Here is a 17574-nt window from a genome sequence, read left to right as displayed (position 1 = left end):
TGGCCACGCTCCCACATGGGGACATACATATGCGTGAATTTTCTCACATCTTCGCGCCCGAGTCGATGAATTTTTCGTACGCATAAAAAAAATCCCCGGGACCGAAGACCCGGGGATTTTGGGACGATCCTTCAGGAAGGATTAGAGACCGGCGCACTCGTTGCTGTTGTAGCAATCGACGATCAGGGCGCAATCGTCGTACGTGTCGTAGCAGATCGCGAGACAGTCAGCGTCATCATTCTCTTCGCAAACGGTCGCGTAGAGTTCGGCTTCGTCCAAATCGGGACAATACGCCACGACCGCAGCCACAACCTCTTCGCAGTAGCTTCCGCTGTCGTCATCGCCGGCGTCGTCATCGGCCGCGTCATCGTCCGCCGAGTCATCGTCGTCATCAGAGCTGTCGTCGTCGTCGTCGTCGTCGCCGCTGTCGTCGTCCGCGGTGTCGTCGTCGTCGTCGTCGTCGTCATCGCCGCACGCGACGAAGCCGGCAGCCATCATGCCGGTGATGAGGAACAGGACGGTCACGAGCCACAGGAATTGGGTCTTCATCGGTTTCGAACCTCCTTAGGGGTTAGGGTGGCTTCTCTCTATCACAGCCGAATTGCGCGCGCAACGAAAATTTTTTGAGGGATTGGTCTCAGAAAACTGAGGGCCTTAGGGACCTTTTCGCAAAATAACTTCGGTTCGAAATCCTCGCGGATTCGAGCCGACAGAACGCCTTCATCGCATCACGGGCGTCGGGTCAGCGCCCCGCGCACGTGCCGATGCACGAACCGAGCGGCGTGAAGCAGGCCGCGTTGCGCAGTCGCCCTGCTCGACCACCGCATCCACATAGCACTGGGTGACGCCGCTCGTGTCGTCGTCGCCGGTATCGTCGTCCACGGTGTCATCGTCGTCGTCGGTCGTCGTCCCGCCGACGCGGCCCGAATCGTCGCGGCCATCGCCGCACGCGCCCACGACGAACGAAAACGCCACGAACCCGCACAGCAACGTCCAAAGCATCCGAGAAATTCTACCGTTCCCCGCGACTCGTGGCAAATCGAAGTTTGCGGCGAAACCGATGGACATTCCCCGGTCTTTCCGGAAGATACCGATCGAGGAGTCGCATGACCCGGAACACCGAGCCGAGACGAGCCCTGCGCGAGGTGCTGGACCGTGCGCCGGCGCCGCTCACGATCGAGCAGATCCTGCACGCGGCGCGCGCGTTCAGCCCGCGCATCGGCATCGCCACCGTCTATCGCAACCTGAAGATCGAACTTGCCGCCGGGTCGATCCGCCGCGTCGAGATTCCCGGCGAGCCCGCGCGGTTCGAAATCGTCCGAGACGAATCCCCATTTCGCTTCGTGTGCGAGTCTTGCCGAAAGGTCTTCAACCTCGGCGGCGGCGAACGGGATGTCGACGATCTCCTGCCCGAAGGGTTTCTGCCGAGACGCTTCGAGGTCTTCGTGTACGGGCTCTGCGCCGAGTGCTGGGCATCGGCCGAGCGGGATCGGCGCGGCGAGATCGGGAACCGACCGGCCGGCGATGTGTCGAAAAGGGAAAAGACCGGCCCGTGAAATCATGCTCGCGCGCCGCGCGGCGGCGATCACCGGTGTGAGGTCGACACCGGCCCGTGCCCGCGTTATCGTTTGTTTGCGTCCACAGCATCGCCTTGGAGTTCGACATGCGACGGGGATCGACGTTTGCCCTGATGCTGATCTGCGCCCTGCTTCTGCCGGCGGCCTCGAACGCCGAGGAAGCCGGCGCGCCGGATCTTCCGAACAGCTCCCTGTCGATCCCCTGGAGCGACTTTCAGAAAATCCTCGAACGCCTCACCGCCGGTGGCACCGTCGAGCCTCCCCCGCCCCCGCATGACGCCCTCGTCACCGGCGCCGACTATGTGGTGCGTGTCGTCGGCGATCACGCGGTCGCGGAGGTGACGGTGGGGATTCAGGTGCTCAAGCCCAGGGGCTGGTCGAGCGTGCCGATTCTTTCGGCCTACGCGCCGGTACTGGACGCGAAGCTCGACGGCAAGCCGGTCGCGTTGGGTTCCGAAAACGACGGGAGGCTGCACGTCGTGACCGACCTTCCCGGCGCGCACGTGCTGACACTGCGGATCGAGGTCCCCGTCGAGGACACCGGCGGGCCGCGCGGTTTCTCGTTACCGACCGTCACTTCGCCCGTGAACCGGCTCAACGTTCACCTCGGCGCGCCGGATCTCGACGTGCGCCTCGTTTCCGGCGGCCACATGCGCGTCGAGAACGGCTCGACCGAAACCGTGGCCATCGGTTCCTTCGTTCAGGCCGATCCCGTCCGCGTCGAGTGGTCGCGTCGCGCCCCGAAGGCCGAACGCGAACAGGCGCGGGTGACCGCCGAGACGCGAACGCTCGTCACCGTTACCGAAGGTCTCGCCGTCTACACGGCAGTGGTGGATTACCAGATCCTGCACAAGCCGGTGAGCCGATTCACGATCGCTCTCCCGGCCGGGCTCAACGTCGCCGACGTCACGACCAACGGTCTCGCGGACTGGAAGGCGGTCGAGGTGGATGGCGGTAAGGAACTTCAAATCGAACTGGCGTATGAAGCCGCGGGGCATCACCGCATCGCCTTTACGCTCGAGCAGTCGCTTCCCGCCGAGGCGTCGGCGAATTTCACGACCGCGGACATCACCGTGCGGGACATCGTGCACGAGGTCGGCCATCTCGCCGTGGCGGTGCGCGGCAATGTGCAGGTGACGGCGGGCAAGACCGCGAACCTCGCGCCGCTCGATGTGCGCGAACTGCCGCCCGACCTGAGCGCGGTCGCGGATCTGACCGTGCTCTTCGGCTTCAAATACGTCACGCACCCCGCGACCGCCGAACTCGCCATCGCGCGCCACGAGGACGCCTCGGTGCTCGCGTGCGCGGTCGACCAGGCGACCTACGCGGTGATGCTGACGAACGGCGGCAAGGAACTCGTCGAAGCGACGCTGCGCGTGGCGAACCGCGCCCGCCAGTTCATCGAGGTCACGCTGCCGCCGGGCGCGGATGTGTGGAGCGTGTTTCGCGACGGCGAACCGGTGAAGGCCGCAGTGAAAGACGGCGTATTGCTCCTACCCGTGGCGAATGCCGAGGGCCGCGAAACGACGACGCTGCGCCTCACATACTTCCGCCAGCAACGCATGATCCCGTACCTTTGGCGGCGCGGCTTGGACCTCCCCGCGATCGACGTTCCCGTGCAGCGCGTCGCGCTGACAACCTACCTTCCGCGCGGATACCGGTACTTCGGCTTCTCCGGCACGCTGCGACCAGGCGGCCTCGCCGCATCGACGGTTCCGCCCGACCAGAACGAGGACAAGCGCAATCTCGAAGGGGAACTGGATGGATTGCTGCGGAGCGAAGACAAAAAGGGCGTGAAGGAGAAGGCCGACGAACTGAGCATCTACCGCTCCCAACAGACGCTCGTGCAAAAACAGGGATTCGATCTGCCGGCCGCCGCGGAGAACGTGGCGTACTCCAACGCCATGACGCGCGGCGCGCTCCCCGTCGCGGTGCAGATCGCATGGGACGGCATGCCCATGACCTTCGAGACCCGCATCGTGGACCCGGGCGAAAAGCCGCATCTGTCGTTCGCCTACGCGCGTTACCGCTCGTCGGCGTTGATTTCGTTCGTGCTCGCCATCCTCGCGCTCGTATTCGGCGAGAGCGTCGCCCGGCGCATCCTGCGTCGCTTCGAACCCTCGCTTCCCGAACCCGGCCCGCTCGCCCGCCGTACGGCGCTCGTCGCGATGGCCGCGCCTGCGGTGCTGGGCGTCTTCATCGGTTTCGGCCTCGAAGACTTCGCGCTCGCCGCGTTCGTCGGCGCCCTCTTCGCCGTCTCGCGCGTCCTCGTCATCAAGGGCCGCGAGGCCATCGCCAACCGCCCACGCAGGGAGCCGCCGAGTCCTCCGCCTACTCCGCCCGTCGCGCCGATCGCGAACGCGGACGAAGGGAGCGGGTCATGACGCGAATTGGACAAAGATTGTATCCGGTCGTGCTCGCTCTCGCGCTCGTCGCGGCGCTCGCAGGCGTCGCCAACGCCGAAGACACGCTGCCCGACATCAACGGCAGCGAGGTCAGCATCCCGTGGGCCGACTTCAAGCTGCTGCGCGAAAAGCTTCAAGGGCAGACGCCCACGCCGCCTCCCCCGCCGCCCGTGGCCTACGCGCTCGGACGAGGCACGCTGACGGCGAAGCTCGACGCGGGGCGGCTCGAACTCACCGCCGACTATCCCCTCACGGTCTTCGGGACCGACTGGGTTCAGTGCCCGCTCGTGCCGTCATCCACGCCCGTCGCCGACATTCTGCTCGACGGCCAAACCGCGCCCGTCAACGACAACGGCGGCCAAATCGAACTCGTGCTCAAGGGACCCGCCGCGCACAAACTGACGATGCGTTTCGAGGTGGATGCACCGATGCGTCCCGGCCCCGGCAGCGTCGAGCTCGGGCTGCCCGACGCGGCGGGGCAGGTGCTGCGACTGACTTACGGCGCGAAGCTCTCCGGCGTCACCATCGATGGGGCGACGATGCACGACGAAAAGGGTCTGGTCACCGCCGTCCTCACCGGCGACCAGCTCGTGGTGCGTTACAACGTCGCGCTCGACAAGGCCGAAGGCGACGCCGCCGCAAAGGAAGAAAAGCTGCCGTCGAAGGTGCTCGTCGACACCAGCACCCTCGTGAGCATCGACGAAGGCTTCGTCCGCGCCGTGGTGCAACTCGACTACGAGGTGCGTCACGCGCCAATCACCGAGTTCACGCTCGCGGTGCCCGAGGGGTACGAGGTCGTGGATGTCACCGGCGCATCGATCGCCGGTTGGCGCGTCGATGCCGCGACGCGCATGCTCATCGCCACGATCGGTTACGAGGTCAAGGGCGCGTACCCGCTTACGGTGGTGCTGGAGCGATCCATCGAGGGCGAGGAATTCACCGTGCCCTTCCCGGCCCTGCCCGCGCAGGGCGTCGAGCGCGACCGGGGCCACTTCGCCGTGCAGGTCACGGGCGGCGTCGAGGTGACGCCCGCGAACATCAAGGACCTGCAGCCGGTCGACGTGAAGGAACTGCCCGCGGGGCTCGCGGGCGGCGCGACCAACCCCATCGTGCTCTCGTACAAATATCTGCGTCATCCGTTTTCGGGCGAGCTGCGCGTCGTGCGCCATCAGACGCAGGCCGTGCTCGGCGCGGCGATCGACCGCGCGAACTACATTGTGCAAATCACCGAGGACGGCGACTGCGTGGTGAGTGCGATCTACCGCGTGCGCAACAATCGCAAACAGTTCTTGGAAGTGCGTCTGCCGGAAGGCGAAAAGACGGCGCTGTGGAGCAGCTTCGTCGCCGGCAAGCCCGTGAAGCCGAGCAAGACCAAGGAAGGGGCGATGCTGCTGCCGCTGGAAAAATCCGCGGGCGGCAACGACGAGTCCACGGGCTTCGACGTCGAGGTGATCTTCTACACGCAGCTTCCCGGTCACATCCGCCTGGCGGGCACGGCGAATCTGGCCATGCCGCTCGTCGATCTGCCGATCTCGCAATCGTACCTGACCGTGTATGCGCCCGAGCGGTTCCGGTTCACGCGTCTTGGCGGGTCGATGAGGCTTTGGACGCAGCCGGTTGTGATCGCCTCGCCGATTGCGGGGGACTTCGAGAGCGGCGAGATGGCCGTTCCCGAAGCGCCTGCTCCCGCGGAGTCGGGCGCGCTCGGCAAACTTGGCGGACGCGCGGGCCGCGGCTACTGGGACGGCGACGATTCGCAGAAAAAAGCCGAACTGAATTTTCAGGAGCGGCTGCGTGCGGCACAGTCGGCGCAGGACACCGGCGGAGCATTGCCGACGCGCTTCACCATTCCCAAAGCGGGAACCGAATTGCGTTACCGGGAACTCGTCACCATCGGCGAGGCGTCCACGCTGCGGCTCGGCTTCGCGCTCTCGTCGGTGCTCGAGTCGCTCAAGTCGCTCGTGTGGCTGCTCGGTCTCGCGGGCGCACTCGCGCTCTCGTGGCGCGTGCGGACGATTCTGTCCGATTCCGGGCAGGGACTTCGCCGATTCGCGATGTTCGGCGCGGCTCTCGCCTCGCTTGCGTGGCTCGCGGGAACGACGAGCGGCGTGGTGCTTGGCGCGGTGATCGGCCTCGGCGTGGTCGCGGCGCGTGCGTTTGCGACGTGGCTCGCAGCCCGGCGTGCTCAGCGTGCGGGATGATCTTCGTCACGGTGCGCCCCGGACTTTCCGAACGGTAAGCCCCGGTTCTTGATCCGGCGCGGGAATTCCCCTAAAGGAACGGCGTCGCGGGGACGGCTCACGGGCCGCCCCCCTCGTTTCGCCGCCAATCGGCGTCCTCGTCCGGGAGTGTTGCCGTTGCTCGAGCATGTGGCCAAGCCGTCGCGTTGGGAAATGGACGCGGTGTCGAAGATCCTCGCGCCGTGGCGCGCGTTCGTGCGTCCCGTCATCTTCGGGGGCGAGAACATCCCGGCCGATCGCCCGCTCCTGTTCATCGGCAACCACAGCCTCTTCGCGTTCTTCGACTCGATGTTCATGTTCGAGGAGCTGTACTTCCGGCACGACATCTACCTCCACGCGCTGGGCGACCGGGCGCACTTCCAGGTCCCGGTGTGGCGCGAGATCATGACGCACTTCGGCGTGCTCGAAGGCACGCACGAACACGCCGCGCGGCTGCTGGGCGCGGGGGAGTGCGTGCTGATCTTTCCGGGCGGCGCGCGCGAGGCGTTCAAGCAGCGCGGGGAAACGAATCAGGTGATCTGGAAAGACCGCGTCGGATTCGCGCGGTTCGCCATCCGATACGGCTGCCCGATCATTCCGTTCTCCGCGATCGGCGCGGACGAAATCTACCGCGTGGTCATCGATTCGCCGATGATCATGAAGACGCCGATCGGCAAGGCGATCGCCGCGCTCGGGATTCGTCAGGACGCCATTCTCCCGATCGTCCGGGGCGTCGGCCCGACGCTGATCCCGCGCCGCGAGCGCGTGTACATCCGCTTCGGCAAACCGATCGCCACGGCAAACTACGGCGGCCATTTCGACGACCTCGACGCCGCGCGCGAACTGCGCGACCTCGTGCGCGACGAAGTGCGCCGTGGCATCGACGCCATGATGCAGTACCGCGAGACGGACCCCGAACGACATCGGTGGCCCCGCCTCGGCGAGGTTTTCGACAACGAACGCCGACCGGACCTGATCGCAACGAGCGCCGACCGGATCTGATCGCGTAGTTCCGGCGCGGGAGATCATTCATGTACGAGGAGCCCGAGGTTTGCGAGATCGACGTAGAGGAAGCCAAACGCCTCTTCGACGAAAAGACCGCTGTCTTCGTCGACGTGCGCATGGGACGCGACTACGCCAGCGCTCACGTCCCCGGCGCGGTCCACCTGCGTGACGACAACGTCGAGGATTTCGTCAAAAAAACGCCCAAGGACGCGCGCATTGTCGTCTATTGCTATCACGGCTACGTGAGTGTCGGCGGCGCGGATTTCCTGCGTTCGCGCGGATTCACCGACGTGTGCAGTATCACCGGCGGATTCGAGGCGTGGCGGCCACAGTTCCCCACGGAGCGCTCGGCCTAGCGCGAGGATGGGTTATCGATCGAAAGTCGGCGCAGATAACGCCCGACGACCCGCGCGACCCATGTGCGCGGCAGCAATCCCAGCAGCGCGCCCGCGAGCGAATTTGTCCAACCGACGGTAACAAGCGTCCGCCGTCCCAGCGCGTCGAGCGCCGAGCGCACCGGCACATCCACCGGCATTGGGTGCTTGCCGAGCGCGCGGAAATTCAGGCGGCGAATCGCACGTGTGTCCGTAAGCGCCGGGCAGAGCACGAGCACGTTTACGCCGCTGCCGCGAAGTTCCTCGGCGAGGGCAATCCCAAACTGACGTTGCCAACCCTTCGTCGCGGCGGCGTTCGAGGCGTAGGGAGCGGCGAACGCGCCCATCGTCGAGGACACGATGACGAAACCGCCCCGCCCGCGTCCGCGCATCGGCGGGACGAGGGCGTGCGCGAGCATCAGCGTCGATTCAACGTGGAGCGCCGCGACGCCCAGTTCGGCGTCGATGTCCGCGTCGCACAGCGCACCGAGCGTCATCGTCCCCGCGTTCTGAATCACGAGGCCGATCTCCAGATCCGCGATGCCGTCGAGGAGCGCACGCACGTCGCCCGGCCGGGACAGATCGGCGATCGCCGCCCGCGTCTCGATGCCGAACTGCTCGGCGAGGTTTCTCGCCACGCCCTCGACTTCGTCCCGATGGCGCGCGTTCACGACGAGGTTCAGCCCACGCCGAGCGAGTTCGCGGGCGAAGTGCGCTCCGATACCGGCCGTCGCCCCGGTCACGAGAGCCCACGGACCGTACTTCGCGCGCCAACTCTCGACCCGCTGCGGCGTCATCGCCGGACATCGTTTGTCATGATGCTCGCATTGTCCGCGCCCGGGTTTGACAAGGCTACCCCGCCCGTCTGACAATTCGGGCGATTTCCCTGCCAGGGCAAAACGCGATGAGGGGCCCACGTTCGATCCCCGCGCTGTTCGCAACGATCGTTTGGATCGCGCTGGCCCCATGTTGCGCGCAGCAGCAACGCCAAGCCGACACTCCGGAGCCGTCGGCCGATTCCGCGCCGCACCCCGACGTCGAGCTTCGCGATGTTCCCTCCGATGTCGACACCGATTCCGCGCCCATCGTGCTCGCCGTGAATTTCGCGGGGCCCACGAGCGAAACGGGGCGACTCATCGGCTGGAATATCGGGCGCGGCACACTCTACGCACCGGAAGGCGATCCGCTGCATCCCGAGTGGCGCACGCCGTGGATGGCGGAAGCCGTTTCGCGTCTCTCGTCGATCCGGCCCGCCGATGGCCGACCGCCCCTGGTGCGTTTCTCGGGCTTGCAGATCGATGGAATGCTCGGCGGCGACGGCTACCACTTCTGGGATTTCGTCCGCCCGGATCGCACAGTCGCCGAAGACGACAACATGGCGACCTTCGAGTATCACGCGATCATGGACGAGATCGGCGGCGACGGACTCGTGACGCTCAATTTCGGATCGGGGACGGCGCTCGAAGCCGCCGCGTACGTGCGTCACCTGAACAGTACGGACGAGGGCGACGCGATGGCCGGGGCTCGCCGATACTGGGGCTACGAAAATCCGTGGAATCACACCACGTTCGAAATCGGCAATGAGGTCTTCGGCTGGTGGAACACGGCGTACTCGCAGACCGGGCGATTCTCCTACGCGAATCCCCGCGCCGAGAACGGCGGCGATCCGGCGTGGCATCGAAAACCCGCGGAGGACCCCGCGAACTACGCGGCACGCGCCCTGAAGTACATTCAAGCCGTGCTGGCCGTGGAGCCGGTCGCCCGTTTCTGGGTTCCGCTTTCGCAGGCGTCGATGGACGCGTGGGGTGGAACATCCGCCTCGATCGCGTCGCTCGCGGACCTGCTCACGCACCCGGCCGTCGAGGCGGTCGTCATTCACCAGTATCAAGTGGACGACGCGTCGGTGTTTGGGTTCTGGGACAAAAATTCGTCGGAGCTGCTGCTCGCGGGCAGCGACCTCTTTTCGCCCCTCTACACGCGGCTCCGACAGGAACTCGACGCGCTGCCCCGCGCGGAGCCGCTTCGCGTCGCGGTGACCGAGTACCATGTCGCCGGAGCGTTTTCGCGCTTTCGGTTCGCGCGGGGCGACCAGCCCGTGGTGGGGCTCGGCATCGCCGATATGCTGATCGCGTACGCGAATCTCGGCATCGACGCCGCGTGCCAGCACATGGCGCTCGCCTTCGGAGAGGACGGCGAGGATCGCGACGCGCTCGTCGAGCGCTGGTTCAACCCATTTCGCGTAGGCACCCACGGCGCCCTCGTCAACATGCCGTCGTTCGAGGTGACCGACATGATGGCCGGTGCGATGCTCGGCCGCACCGTGCCCGTTCGCACGCTGCGCATGACGTCGCGCTCGTATTCGTTCGAGCGGACGGCGCTCGAATACACGAGTGTGGCGGCGACGGCGTTCGCGAACGCGCAGGGCACGCGCGGAACGATCGTACTGCTGAACCGCGTGCAGGATTCGAATACGCAGGTCGATGTGAAGATCGATCGCGATGCGCGCGTGACCGGCGCCGCGCTCTACGCGCCGACGTCGCTGGAGTCCGACGCGACGGGCGAGTATCGCGCGTCGGACGCCGTCTTCGTTCAGGTCGGGACGCGCGTGACGCTCGACCTTCCCCCGCACAGCCTCACCGTTCTTCGCGTGGAGTTCGACGCGGCGCACTGACCGCGTTTTCAAAACTCGCTCGCCGTTGGAAAGGATATTCGAATGGCCGTGAGCATGTTTCATGAAGGGCTCGACCGGTATCTCGAAGCCCTGATCCCCCAGCGCCCCGATGAGGTCGCGCGCATGGAGGCGTACGCGGCCGAGCGTCGATTTCCCATCATCGGGCCGCATGTCGGTCGCCTGCTCGCTCTGTTCGCCCGGGCGACAAATGCGCGAACCGTATTCGAGATGGGCTCCGGCTATGGCTACTCGGCGTACTGGTTCCTGACCGGCATGCCCGCGGAGGGACGGATCGTACTGACCGACGGCGACGCCGGGAATCGTGATCGGGCAGCGTCGCATCTCGACACGCTGGGATTCGCGGGGCGCTACGACTTTCGCGTCGGCATCGGGCAGGAGATCCTCGCGCGCGAGCCGGGTTCCTTCGACATCGTGTACAACGATATCGACAAGGAGCAGTACCCGGAGGTGATCGACGTCGCACTCGCGAAGCTGCGGTCCGGAGGACTCTTCATCACCGACAACGTGCTGTGGAGCGCCCGCGTCGCGACCGACGACGCCGCGCCGTCCACCACCGCCATCCGCACCTTCAACGATCACCTCTTCGCCCGCGCGGACGCGTTTTCCGCCATCGTGCCGGTACGGGACGGGCTCGCGGTCGCGGTCAAGCTCTAGGGGCTGGCGCAGACCTCGAACCGCCCGAAAACGGGCACATTTTCGTTGACACCGCCCGGCCCGGCGGTATCATCGCCGGGCTTTCGGGGGCCTTTCCTCCTCGATTTTTCCCTTTGATGTTCTGGAGGTCTGCATGCCGGCGCTGAAGGGCCAGACGATTCTGGTTCTGGGCGGATGGGGCTTGGTGGGTCGCGCAATCTGCTTTGAACTGCTCAAGGAAAATCCGAAAAAACTCGTCGTTTGCTCGCTGAAAGAGAGCGAGTCGAAAGACGCCGTTCTGGATCTCGCCCAGGAGATCGGGTTTCTCTCGGATACCGGCAAGACGCGCGTCACGACGAAACTCGTCCCGGAGTGGGGAGATCTTTTCGCGCGCATCGAATTCAAGGACATGGACGCGCGCGCGATTACCGATACCGCGACGCTCGACCGGATCATCGACGACACGTTCAATGATCTGTCCACCGTGGACGTGACGAAGAACTACCTCCACCGTCTCGTCACGCGCTACAAACCCGATGTCGTCATCGACGCCGTGAACACGGCGACGGGCGTCGCGTATCGCGACGTTTACGCCTCCGTGCTCGATCTTCGCCTTCGCATGCGCGACGTCGAGGCGCTCGATCCATCCGATCCCGGCTATGCCGAAGCCGTGCGGGCGATGATGAAAAGCGCGCGAATTCAGATCGCGTCGAACTACCTGCCCCGACTGATCCGGCACGTGCAGATTCTGTACAACGCGATGAAAACGGCGGGCACGCGAAGCTATTTCAAGATCGGCACCACGGGCACGGGCGGCATGGGACTCAACATCCCCTACACGCACAGCGAGGAAAAGCCGAGCCAGAAGCTGCTGTCGAAGTCGGCCGTGGCGGGGGCGCATTCGCTGCTGCTCTTCCTCATGAACAACACGCCGGGATTCGCGTTCACCATGGAGGTCAAACCGGCGGCGGCCATCGCGTGGAAGGACATCGACCGGGGCGAAATCCGCAAGGCGGGGAAGCCCATCGAGTTGTACGACTGCGACCTTCGCGCGCCGTTCGACGTGTCGAAAACCGTGGATCTCGTCGCGACGGGCGACGCGCGCATTCGGCCGATCGGCGAGCCGCTGAAGGCGGTGTACATCAACACGGGCGAAAACGGCCTGTTCTCGGCGGCCGAGTTCGAGGCGATCACCACGACCGGTCAGATGGAATACGTGACGCCCGAGGAGATCGCCAAAAACGTGAAGGAGGAGTTGCTCGGCGGCAACACGGGATTCGACATCATCGGCATGCTGTCGAACTCGGTCATGAAATCGACCTACCGCGCGGGCGTGATGCGCGAGATCGCGCTCGAGCGGCTGCGCGATATGCAGGCCGAGAGCGGCGACGAGAGCATCGCCTTCGAGCTGCTCGGCCCGCCGCGCCTGTCGAAGCTGCTTTACGAGACCCACCTGCTGCGTCGTGTCTATGGCGATATCGCAACGGCCACGAAGGCCGACCCGGCGAAGATGTCGGCCGATCTGGAGCGGCTCGTACGCCGCGACAAAACGCTGCGTGCGCGCATCATTTCGATCGGCATTCCGATCCTGATGCCCGACGGCAAGAGCATGCTGCGCGGGCCGAATATCGTGATTCCGCCGTTTCGGGGACGCAATACGATCGAAATCGACGCCAAGCGACTCGACCGCTACGCGCACGACGGCTGGGTTGATCTTCGCGTCTCGAACATGAAACACTGGTGCGTTCGGCTCGCCCGCCTCGCCGCCGAGATCGAGTCGATGGGCTGGAAGCAGACGCAGTCGGGAATGGGCACGAGCAGCCGGGTGCACCGCAAGCGCTACGAGATCGCGGTTCGGGGCAAAACGGTCCTCAACGTCGGCGAGATCGTCGGATGGATCTTCAATGAAGAGGAAGAAGGCAGCCGAAAGACCTATTCGCACCCGCGCGTGCGTCCGCCGCGCGTTTAGCCGGGCGGCCATCGCGGTCGCGCTGCTGACGGCGCTCGCGGCGACGGGTTCGTGTACCTGCGACGGCGACGAGTTCGACGACGAGGACATCGACCGCACCTGCGATTGCAGCGGAATGGCGCTGGCGATCTTTGAGGACTGCCACGGCGTGGTCGAGATCGAAGGCGAAACGCCGGACGCGGCGGAATTCGCATCCGCCTGCAACGAAGCGATCGCGAGCGAGACGGTCGAGCAGGCGGCGTTCGAATGCCGCATCCAGGCATCGTGCGACGCGCGCGACTGCGAGGACTTCGCGAAACGCATGGCGCTTTGCGCCTATTGAAACGGTCCCCGTTCGTCCCGCGGGCCACCGCGCCCCGATTCTTTACACCGGCGGCGGAAACGTCTAAGTTCCCGCCGTGATTTCCAATCGACATTCACGGAATCGAGGCGCATTCCGCCTCGTTTTTCTCATCCTGATCGCCACCGCGGTCATGGCCTCGCCCGCCCAGGCCGTCTGGTTTTGGGGCGTCAAACCCGGGGGCATGGGCACGGCGTTCACCGGCGTCGCGGACGACAACAACGCGATCCAGATCAACCCCGCGGGCATCGCCATGATCGAGACGTACAGCCTCGACGTGGAGTACGAGCGCCGCGAGTACGAGATTCTGGATTACGAAAAGCTCCACAGCGACGACATCGAGCCGCTCGAGGAAGAAGACGATTTCAACAATCAGTTCTTCACGGACGAGGAATCGACGGTCGACGAGCACGAAAAGAACATCTCGGACTTCTGGCACCTGTCGATCGTGGACGGCAAGACGACGAACGCGATCGCGGCGGGATTGTCGTTCACGGCGGCGAACTTTCCCAATCGCACCTTCGCCGAGGGCAAGGATTACCAGGCGGCGCTCGCCATCGCCGGCGGCGCGGCCGACATCTTCTTCATCGGCGCGTCGGGCAAATACCGGCAGCTCGAGCCGGGCTCGTCGAATATCAACATGGACGCGGGTGTGCTCATCAAGGCGATCGACTACTTCGCCATCGGGCTCGCGGGACGCAACATGTTCGGCGGCCCCGATCCCTATCTGATCGAGCGCGAGTTCTCGATCGGCCTCGCCGGGTTCGTGCTCGATTATGCCACCGTCTCTTTCGACGCAACCAAGATCTTCGACGTGGACGAGGTCAACACGTTCAACTTCGCGCTGGGCGCGGAAGGTTTCGTGTATCGCTATCGCTCGATGACCAAGGCGGGACTCGTGCTGCGCGGCGGATTCAACTGGGATCAGATTCACGACCGCGACCGCTACGGCGCGGGCATCGCGTGGTACGCGCCCGAGGGGACGCTCGGCTATTCGTTCCGGGGCGACGTCGAGAATCCCAAGAACTTTTCGCACATGCTCATGATCAACATGAACTTCTAGGCGCCCACCGCCTCACCGCGACAAAAACGCCTTCAACTGCCCCTGTCGCGAAGCCGTTCCATACCAAATCAGCAGGTCCGTCTTCCCGTCGCCGTCGAGATCCATCACCTCCGCGCCGTTCGCAGCGGGCGCTTTGATCGTCGCCGTCGGGCCCGTGAAATCGAGCCCGCTCTTTCCCGTTTTCACCACAATCTCATCGGGGCTCACGCCGATCAGCAGGTCGGGCTTGCCGTCGCCGTTGAAGTCCTGCCCGTACTCCGGCGGCGTGCCCGAAAACTCCGTCTCGTCGCCGGTGCTCATGTGGAAGGGAACATCGAACTTCTGCGTCGGTTCCTGCGAGTAAAGATTTGACCCGTCGCAGCGGTAGAGCCCGTACTCCATGTCGAGTTTCTTGACGGTGAGCACGCGGATGATCTTGCCGATACTCACCTCCACGCCCGGCGCGATCATGTCCACGCGACCGTCGCGGTCCGCATCGGCGAACTTGAGCAGACCCGAGAATCCCTCGAACTGCCGCGTGTAGGTCGGACTCGTCGGCAGCCCCGCCGCGCCGCCGCGATAGACGCGGATGTCCGACGAGAAATTCGTGATGCTGCCGCCGAACTTGTTGAACACGAGATCGCCGAAGCCGTCGCCGTCCAGATCGCGCACGTGCGTCGAGACGGTCACGTCCTGACGCTTCCAGTCCTGTTCGGAGCGGATCTTGAAAAAGCGCGACGTCGTGGTTTTCGATTCGAAACGTCCGTCGGTTTGCCTGACGACCCAGATCCGCTCGTTGCCGACGACGTACAGGTCCGCGTCGTGGTCGTTGTCGTAGTCGACGAGCGCCCACTCGGGAACCTTGATCGTGGCGGTGACGGAGAATCCGTAGCTTTCGGACTTCGTCGCCTTTGCGCTGTGCAGGTCGCGCTCCATCTCGACCGCAACCGTCTCGGCCGCGACGAACGCGCCATCGCGTCGCTCAAAAAAGCGAAACTCGCCGTCGCCGGGCAGCATGAGTTCGACCGATGCGTCGCCGCGCCAGTCCCGCACAAGGTCGAGCACGGGCGCTTTGGTGCGATCGGCCCAGCACACGCCGCAGCCTTTGTCCACGAGGGTGCGTTCGTCGCCCGGTCCCGACGCGGCGAAATCCACCGCGCCGACGCGGTTGCGGTAGATCCACACCAGCTCCGCCGCGCGGTCGCCGTCCACATCGCCGGTGTCGAAGACCGTCGCGCCCGCGGGCACGTCGAGCGTCCATCGAGGTTGCGCGTCGTAGCCGTTCGCTCCGATGTGAAAGATCTGAATTCGCCGCTTCTCGTTCGGCGGCGTCCCGGCGGTGATGGACACGAGGATTTCGAGCTTCCCGTCGCCGTCGAGATCGTCGGCCACGACGGATCGGATCGACCCCGTCGACTGCATCGCGCTTTCTCGAAATTCGAGAGCCCAAGCCGGCGCGGACACGAGTGCCGCAACCATGGCCGCCACGAGCGTCGGGGACTTCATGGATGATTCTCCAGATGCGACCGAATCCAGCGGGTCGCCATCGCCAGTGTTTCGTCGGGCGAGGCGTCCGACGTGTCGATCGTCAAATCCGCCAGGGACCTGTAGATCGGTTCGCGTTCCGCGGTCACGCGACGCATCTCCTCGATGGGGTCGGCGGCATCCGTGAGCGGCGGACGGTTTCGATCACGAGCAACGCGCACGACCAAAGTTTCGATTCTCGCGGTAAGAAAAATCTTTGCATCGAACGCTCGAAGCATTTCGCGATTGCGCTCCGCGACAATCAGCCCCCCACCCGCATCCAGCAGTAGATCGCCGGGATGCTCGCGCAGGATGTTTTCGAGGACGACCGTTTCCATTTCGCGAAACGCACTCCATCCCTTCGCCGCGACAAAATCCGCGATCGAGCATCCGACGGCGCGGGTGATTTCCTCGTCGCTCGCAACGCACGGCAGCTCGAATGCGGCGGCCAGCCGACGCGCCAGTTTGGACTTGCCCGCGCCGCGCGGACCGATCAAAACCAGTCGCATCCGGGGACCGTGGCCAGCGTCTCGCGCATGGCCTCGACGGGGGCTTCACGACCCGTGAGAAGCCGGAACTGCTCAGCCGCCTGGCCGAGAAACCAGCGCGTGCCGGGAATCGCCGTCGCGCCTCGCCCCATGGCTTCGAGCAGGAACCGCGTGCGCGCCGGACGATACACCGCGTCGAGCACCACCATGTCCCGACGCAGTTGCTTTTTCGGAGCGGGGAGCGAATCGCCGGGCTTCATTCCCAGCGGCGTCGCGTTGACGACGAGCGTCGAGGCTGCAAGGGCCTCGCGAATGCTCATCTCGGTGCGCAGCCGTATGCGGACGAGGATCTCGTGATCTCCAAACCCATTCACATGAACGTCGCCGTCCGTTTTTGACCGTGTGACGACCCAGACATCTTCAATTCCCGCGAGGATCAACGCGTGCAACACGGCCGGGGATGCTCCGCCGAGTCCGAATATCGTCGCCGACTTGCCGCGACAATCGAATTCCACGCTGTCCAGGGCGGCGCGCACCCCCGCAACATCTGTATTGTAGGCTCGAATGGGATCGCCGAAGACCACGGTGTTCGCCGCGGAGGTGTGATCGACGTCTTCGGAAATCTCGCCGCACAGACCTGCGGCGATCTTTTTGTGCGGCATCGTGACGGCGATTCCCGTATAACCCTCGTCACGGGCGCGGGCGAAGGCGCGCTCGCCGTCCTTGTCCTCGATGCGGTCGAAGGTCGCGTCCATGCCGAGCGCGAGAAACGCGGCGGCGTAGATGGCGGGGCTCGCCGAATGGGCGAGCGGGTAGCCGATGATGCCGTACTTCGTCGGCGGGCTCATGGGCTCGGCGGGAGCGGATTCACGGCGATGACGAACTCGTCCGCGGGCCGTCCGCCGATCAGGTGTTCCTCGATGATGCGCTCCAGTACCTCGGGCGTCGCGCCGCGATACCAGGTGCCCTCGGGATAGACGAGGCAAATCGGCCCATCAGCGCAGATGCGCAGGCAACCGACCTTGGAGCGCAGCACGTTTCCGGGCGACAATCCGCGCTCGGCCATCCGCTTTTTCAGAAACTCCCACGCTTCGAGCCCCTGCTCGGCATGGCAGCAGTCGGGACCGGTGCACAAAAAGATGTGCCGCGTGCATTGCCCGAGGCGAAGTGCCGCGATCTTTCTCGCCGCGATCTCATTCATGGCGACATACAAGACCGCCGGCCGGGGGCATGTCAATCGAATCGCCCCGATTCGTTTGGGGGGAAGATCGGGGAAATTGGAAGGGGACCGGCGGCGACATCAAGG

General features: G+C 65.0%; 17 protein-coding genes. 10 read left to right on the top strand and 7 right to left on the bottom strand.

The window, feature by feature from the left end:
* Positions 1–141: 141 nt before the first annotated feature.
* Together IT350_18735 and IT350_18730 are read right to left on the bottom strand one after the other, a co-directional pair.
* Positions 142–549: a hypothetical protein gene (locus IT350_18735; protein ID MCC6160095.1), complete on the bottom strand. Its 408-nt coding sequence runs from the start codon at positions 547–549 to the stop codon at positions 142–144.
* 171 nt (positions 550–720) lie between these two features.
* A complete protein-coding gene (locus IT350_18730; protein ID MCC6160094.1) occupies positions 721–1002 on the bottom strand; it encodes a hypothetical protein in 282 nt (93 codons plus the stop codon).
* A gap of 104 nt (positions 1003–1106) precedes the next feature.
* Between IT350_18730 and IT350_18725 the strand changes: the two genes are divergently transcribed.
* The 5 genes from IT350_18725 to IT350_18705 all read left to right on the top strand — a co-directional run bounded on the left by IT350_18725 (position 1107) and on the right by IT350_18705 (position 7562).
* Positions 1107–1556 carry a transcriptional repressor gene (locus IT350_18725; protein MCC6160093.1) on the top strand — a complete coding sequence of 150 codons (450 nt, stop codon included), beginning with the start codon at positions 1107–1109 and terminating at the stop codon, positions 1554–1556.
* Between the two features lie 107 nt (positions 1557–1663).
* Positions 1664–3961 (top strand): hypothetical protein, encoded by a 2298-nt coding sequence (locus tag IT350_18720; GenBank protein MCC6160092.1) that lies wholly within the window; start codon positions 1664–1666, stop codon positions 3959–3961.
* The gene (locus IT350_18715) at positions 3958–6183 is read left to right on the top strand and encodes a hypothetical protein (protein MCC6160091.1); all 2226 of its coding nucleotides are present in this window, start codon (positions 3958–3960) and stop codon (positions 6181–6183) included. The genes IT350_18720 and IT350_18715 overlap by 4 nt, the downstream gene beginning before the upstream one ends.
* Before the next feature lie 156 nt (positions 6184–6339).
* Positions 6340–7203 (top strand): acyltransferase family protein, encoded by an 864-nt coding sequence (locus IT350_18710; GenBank protein MCC6160090.1) that lies wholly within the window; start codon positions 6340–6342, stop codon positions 7201–7203.
* 29 nt (positions 7204–7232) lie between these two features.
* On the top strand, positions 7233–7562 hold the full coding sequence (locus IT350_18705; GenBank protein MCC6160089.1) for a thiosulfate sulfurtransferase: 330 nt from the start codon (positions 7233–7235) through the stop codon (positions 7560–7562).
* On the opposite strand, the gene IT350_18700 is transcribed toward IT350_18705, so the two are convergent.
* Positions 7559–8377, bottom strand: coding sequence for an SDR family NAD(P)-dependent oxidoreductase (locus tag IT350_18700; protein ID MCC6160088.1), 819 nt, complete (start codon positions 8375–8377; stop codon positions 7559–7561). The genes IT350_18705 and IT350_18700 overlap by 4 nt on opposite strands.
* Before the next feature lie 107 nt (positions 8378–8484).
* Here IT350_18700 and IT350_18695 point away from each other — a divergent pair, with 107 nt between their 5' ends.
* From IT350_18695 to IT350_18675, 5 genes are all read left to right on the top strand, one after another.
* Positions 8485–10251: a hypothetical protein gene (locus IT350_18695; protein ID MCC6160087.1), complete on the top strand. Its 1767-nt coding sequence runs from the start codon at positions 8485–8487 to the stop codon at positions 10249–10251.
* Between the two features lie 42 nt (positions 10252–10293).
* Positions 10294–10926, top strand: a complete 633-nt coding sequence (locus IT350_18690) for an O-methyltransferase (protein MCC6160086.1) — start codon at positions 10294–10296, stop codon at positions 10924–10926.
* Positions 10927–11059: 133 nt separating this feature from the next.
* Positions 11060–12874 (top strand): short-chain dehydrogenase, encoded by a 1815-nt coding sequence (locus IT350_18685; protein ID MCC6160085.1) that lies wholly within the window; start codon positions 11060–11062, stop codon positions 12872–12874.
* Positions 12810–13196 (top strand): hypothetical protein, encoded by a 387-nt coding sequence (locus IT350_18680; protein MCC6160084.1) that lies wholly within the window; start codon positions 12810–12812, stop codon positions 13194–13196. Before IT350_18685 ends, IT350_18680 begins: the two co-directional genes overlap by 65 nt.
* Before the next feature lie 151 nt (positions 13197–13347).
* On the top strand, positions 13348–14277 hold the full coding sequence (locus IT350_18675; protein MCC6160083.1) for a hypothetical protein: 930 nt from the start codon (positions 13348–13350) through the stop codon (positions 14275–14277).
* Positions 14278–14289: 12 nt separating this feature from the next.
* Here the strand turns inward: IT350_18675 and IT350_18670 are convergent, their stop codons facing one another.
* From IT350_18670 to IT350_18655, 4 genes are read right to left on the bottom strand one after another with little or no spacing between them, the layout of a single operon-like run.
* Positions 14290–15762 carry a VCBS repeat-containing protein gene (locus IT350_18670; GenBank protein ID MCC6160082.1) on the bottom strand — a complete coding sequence of 491 codons (1473 nt, stop codon included), beginning with the start codon at positions 15760–15762 and terminating at the stop codon, positions 14290–14292.
* The gene (locus IT350_18665; GenBank protein ID MCC6160081.1) at positions 15759–16289 is read right to left on the bottom strand and encodes a shikimate kinase; all 531 of its coding nucleotides are present in this window, start codon (positions 16287–16289) and stop codon (positions 15759–15761) included. The genes IT350_18670 and IT350_18665 overlap by 4 nt, the downstream gene beginning before the upstream one ends.
* Complete coding sequence (locus IT350_18660) at positions 16274–17116, bottom strand: shikimate dehydrogenase (GenBank protein MCC6160080.1); 843 nt, start codon at positions 17114–17116, stop codon at positions 16274–16276. The genes IT350_18665 and IT350_18660 overlap by 16 nt, the downstream gene beginning before the upstream one ends.
* Positions 17113–17469, bottom strand: coding sequence for a (2Fe-2S) ferredoxin domain-containing protein (locus IT350_18655; protein MCC6160079.1), 357 nt, complete (start codon positions 17467–17469; stop codon positions 17113–17115). Before IT350_18655 ends, IT350_18660 begins: the two co-directional genes overlap by 4 nt.
* Positions 17470–17574 lie beyond the last annotated feature (105 nt).

Source organism: Deltaproteobacteria bacterium (genome assembly GCA_020845895.1).
Lineage (GTDB): Bacteria > Lernaellota > Lernaellaia > JACKCT01 > JACKCT01 > JADLEX01.
The sequence above is the reverse complement of the archived record's forward strand: the minus strand, read 5'-3'. Positions and strand labels throughout refer to the sequence as shown.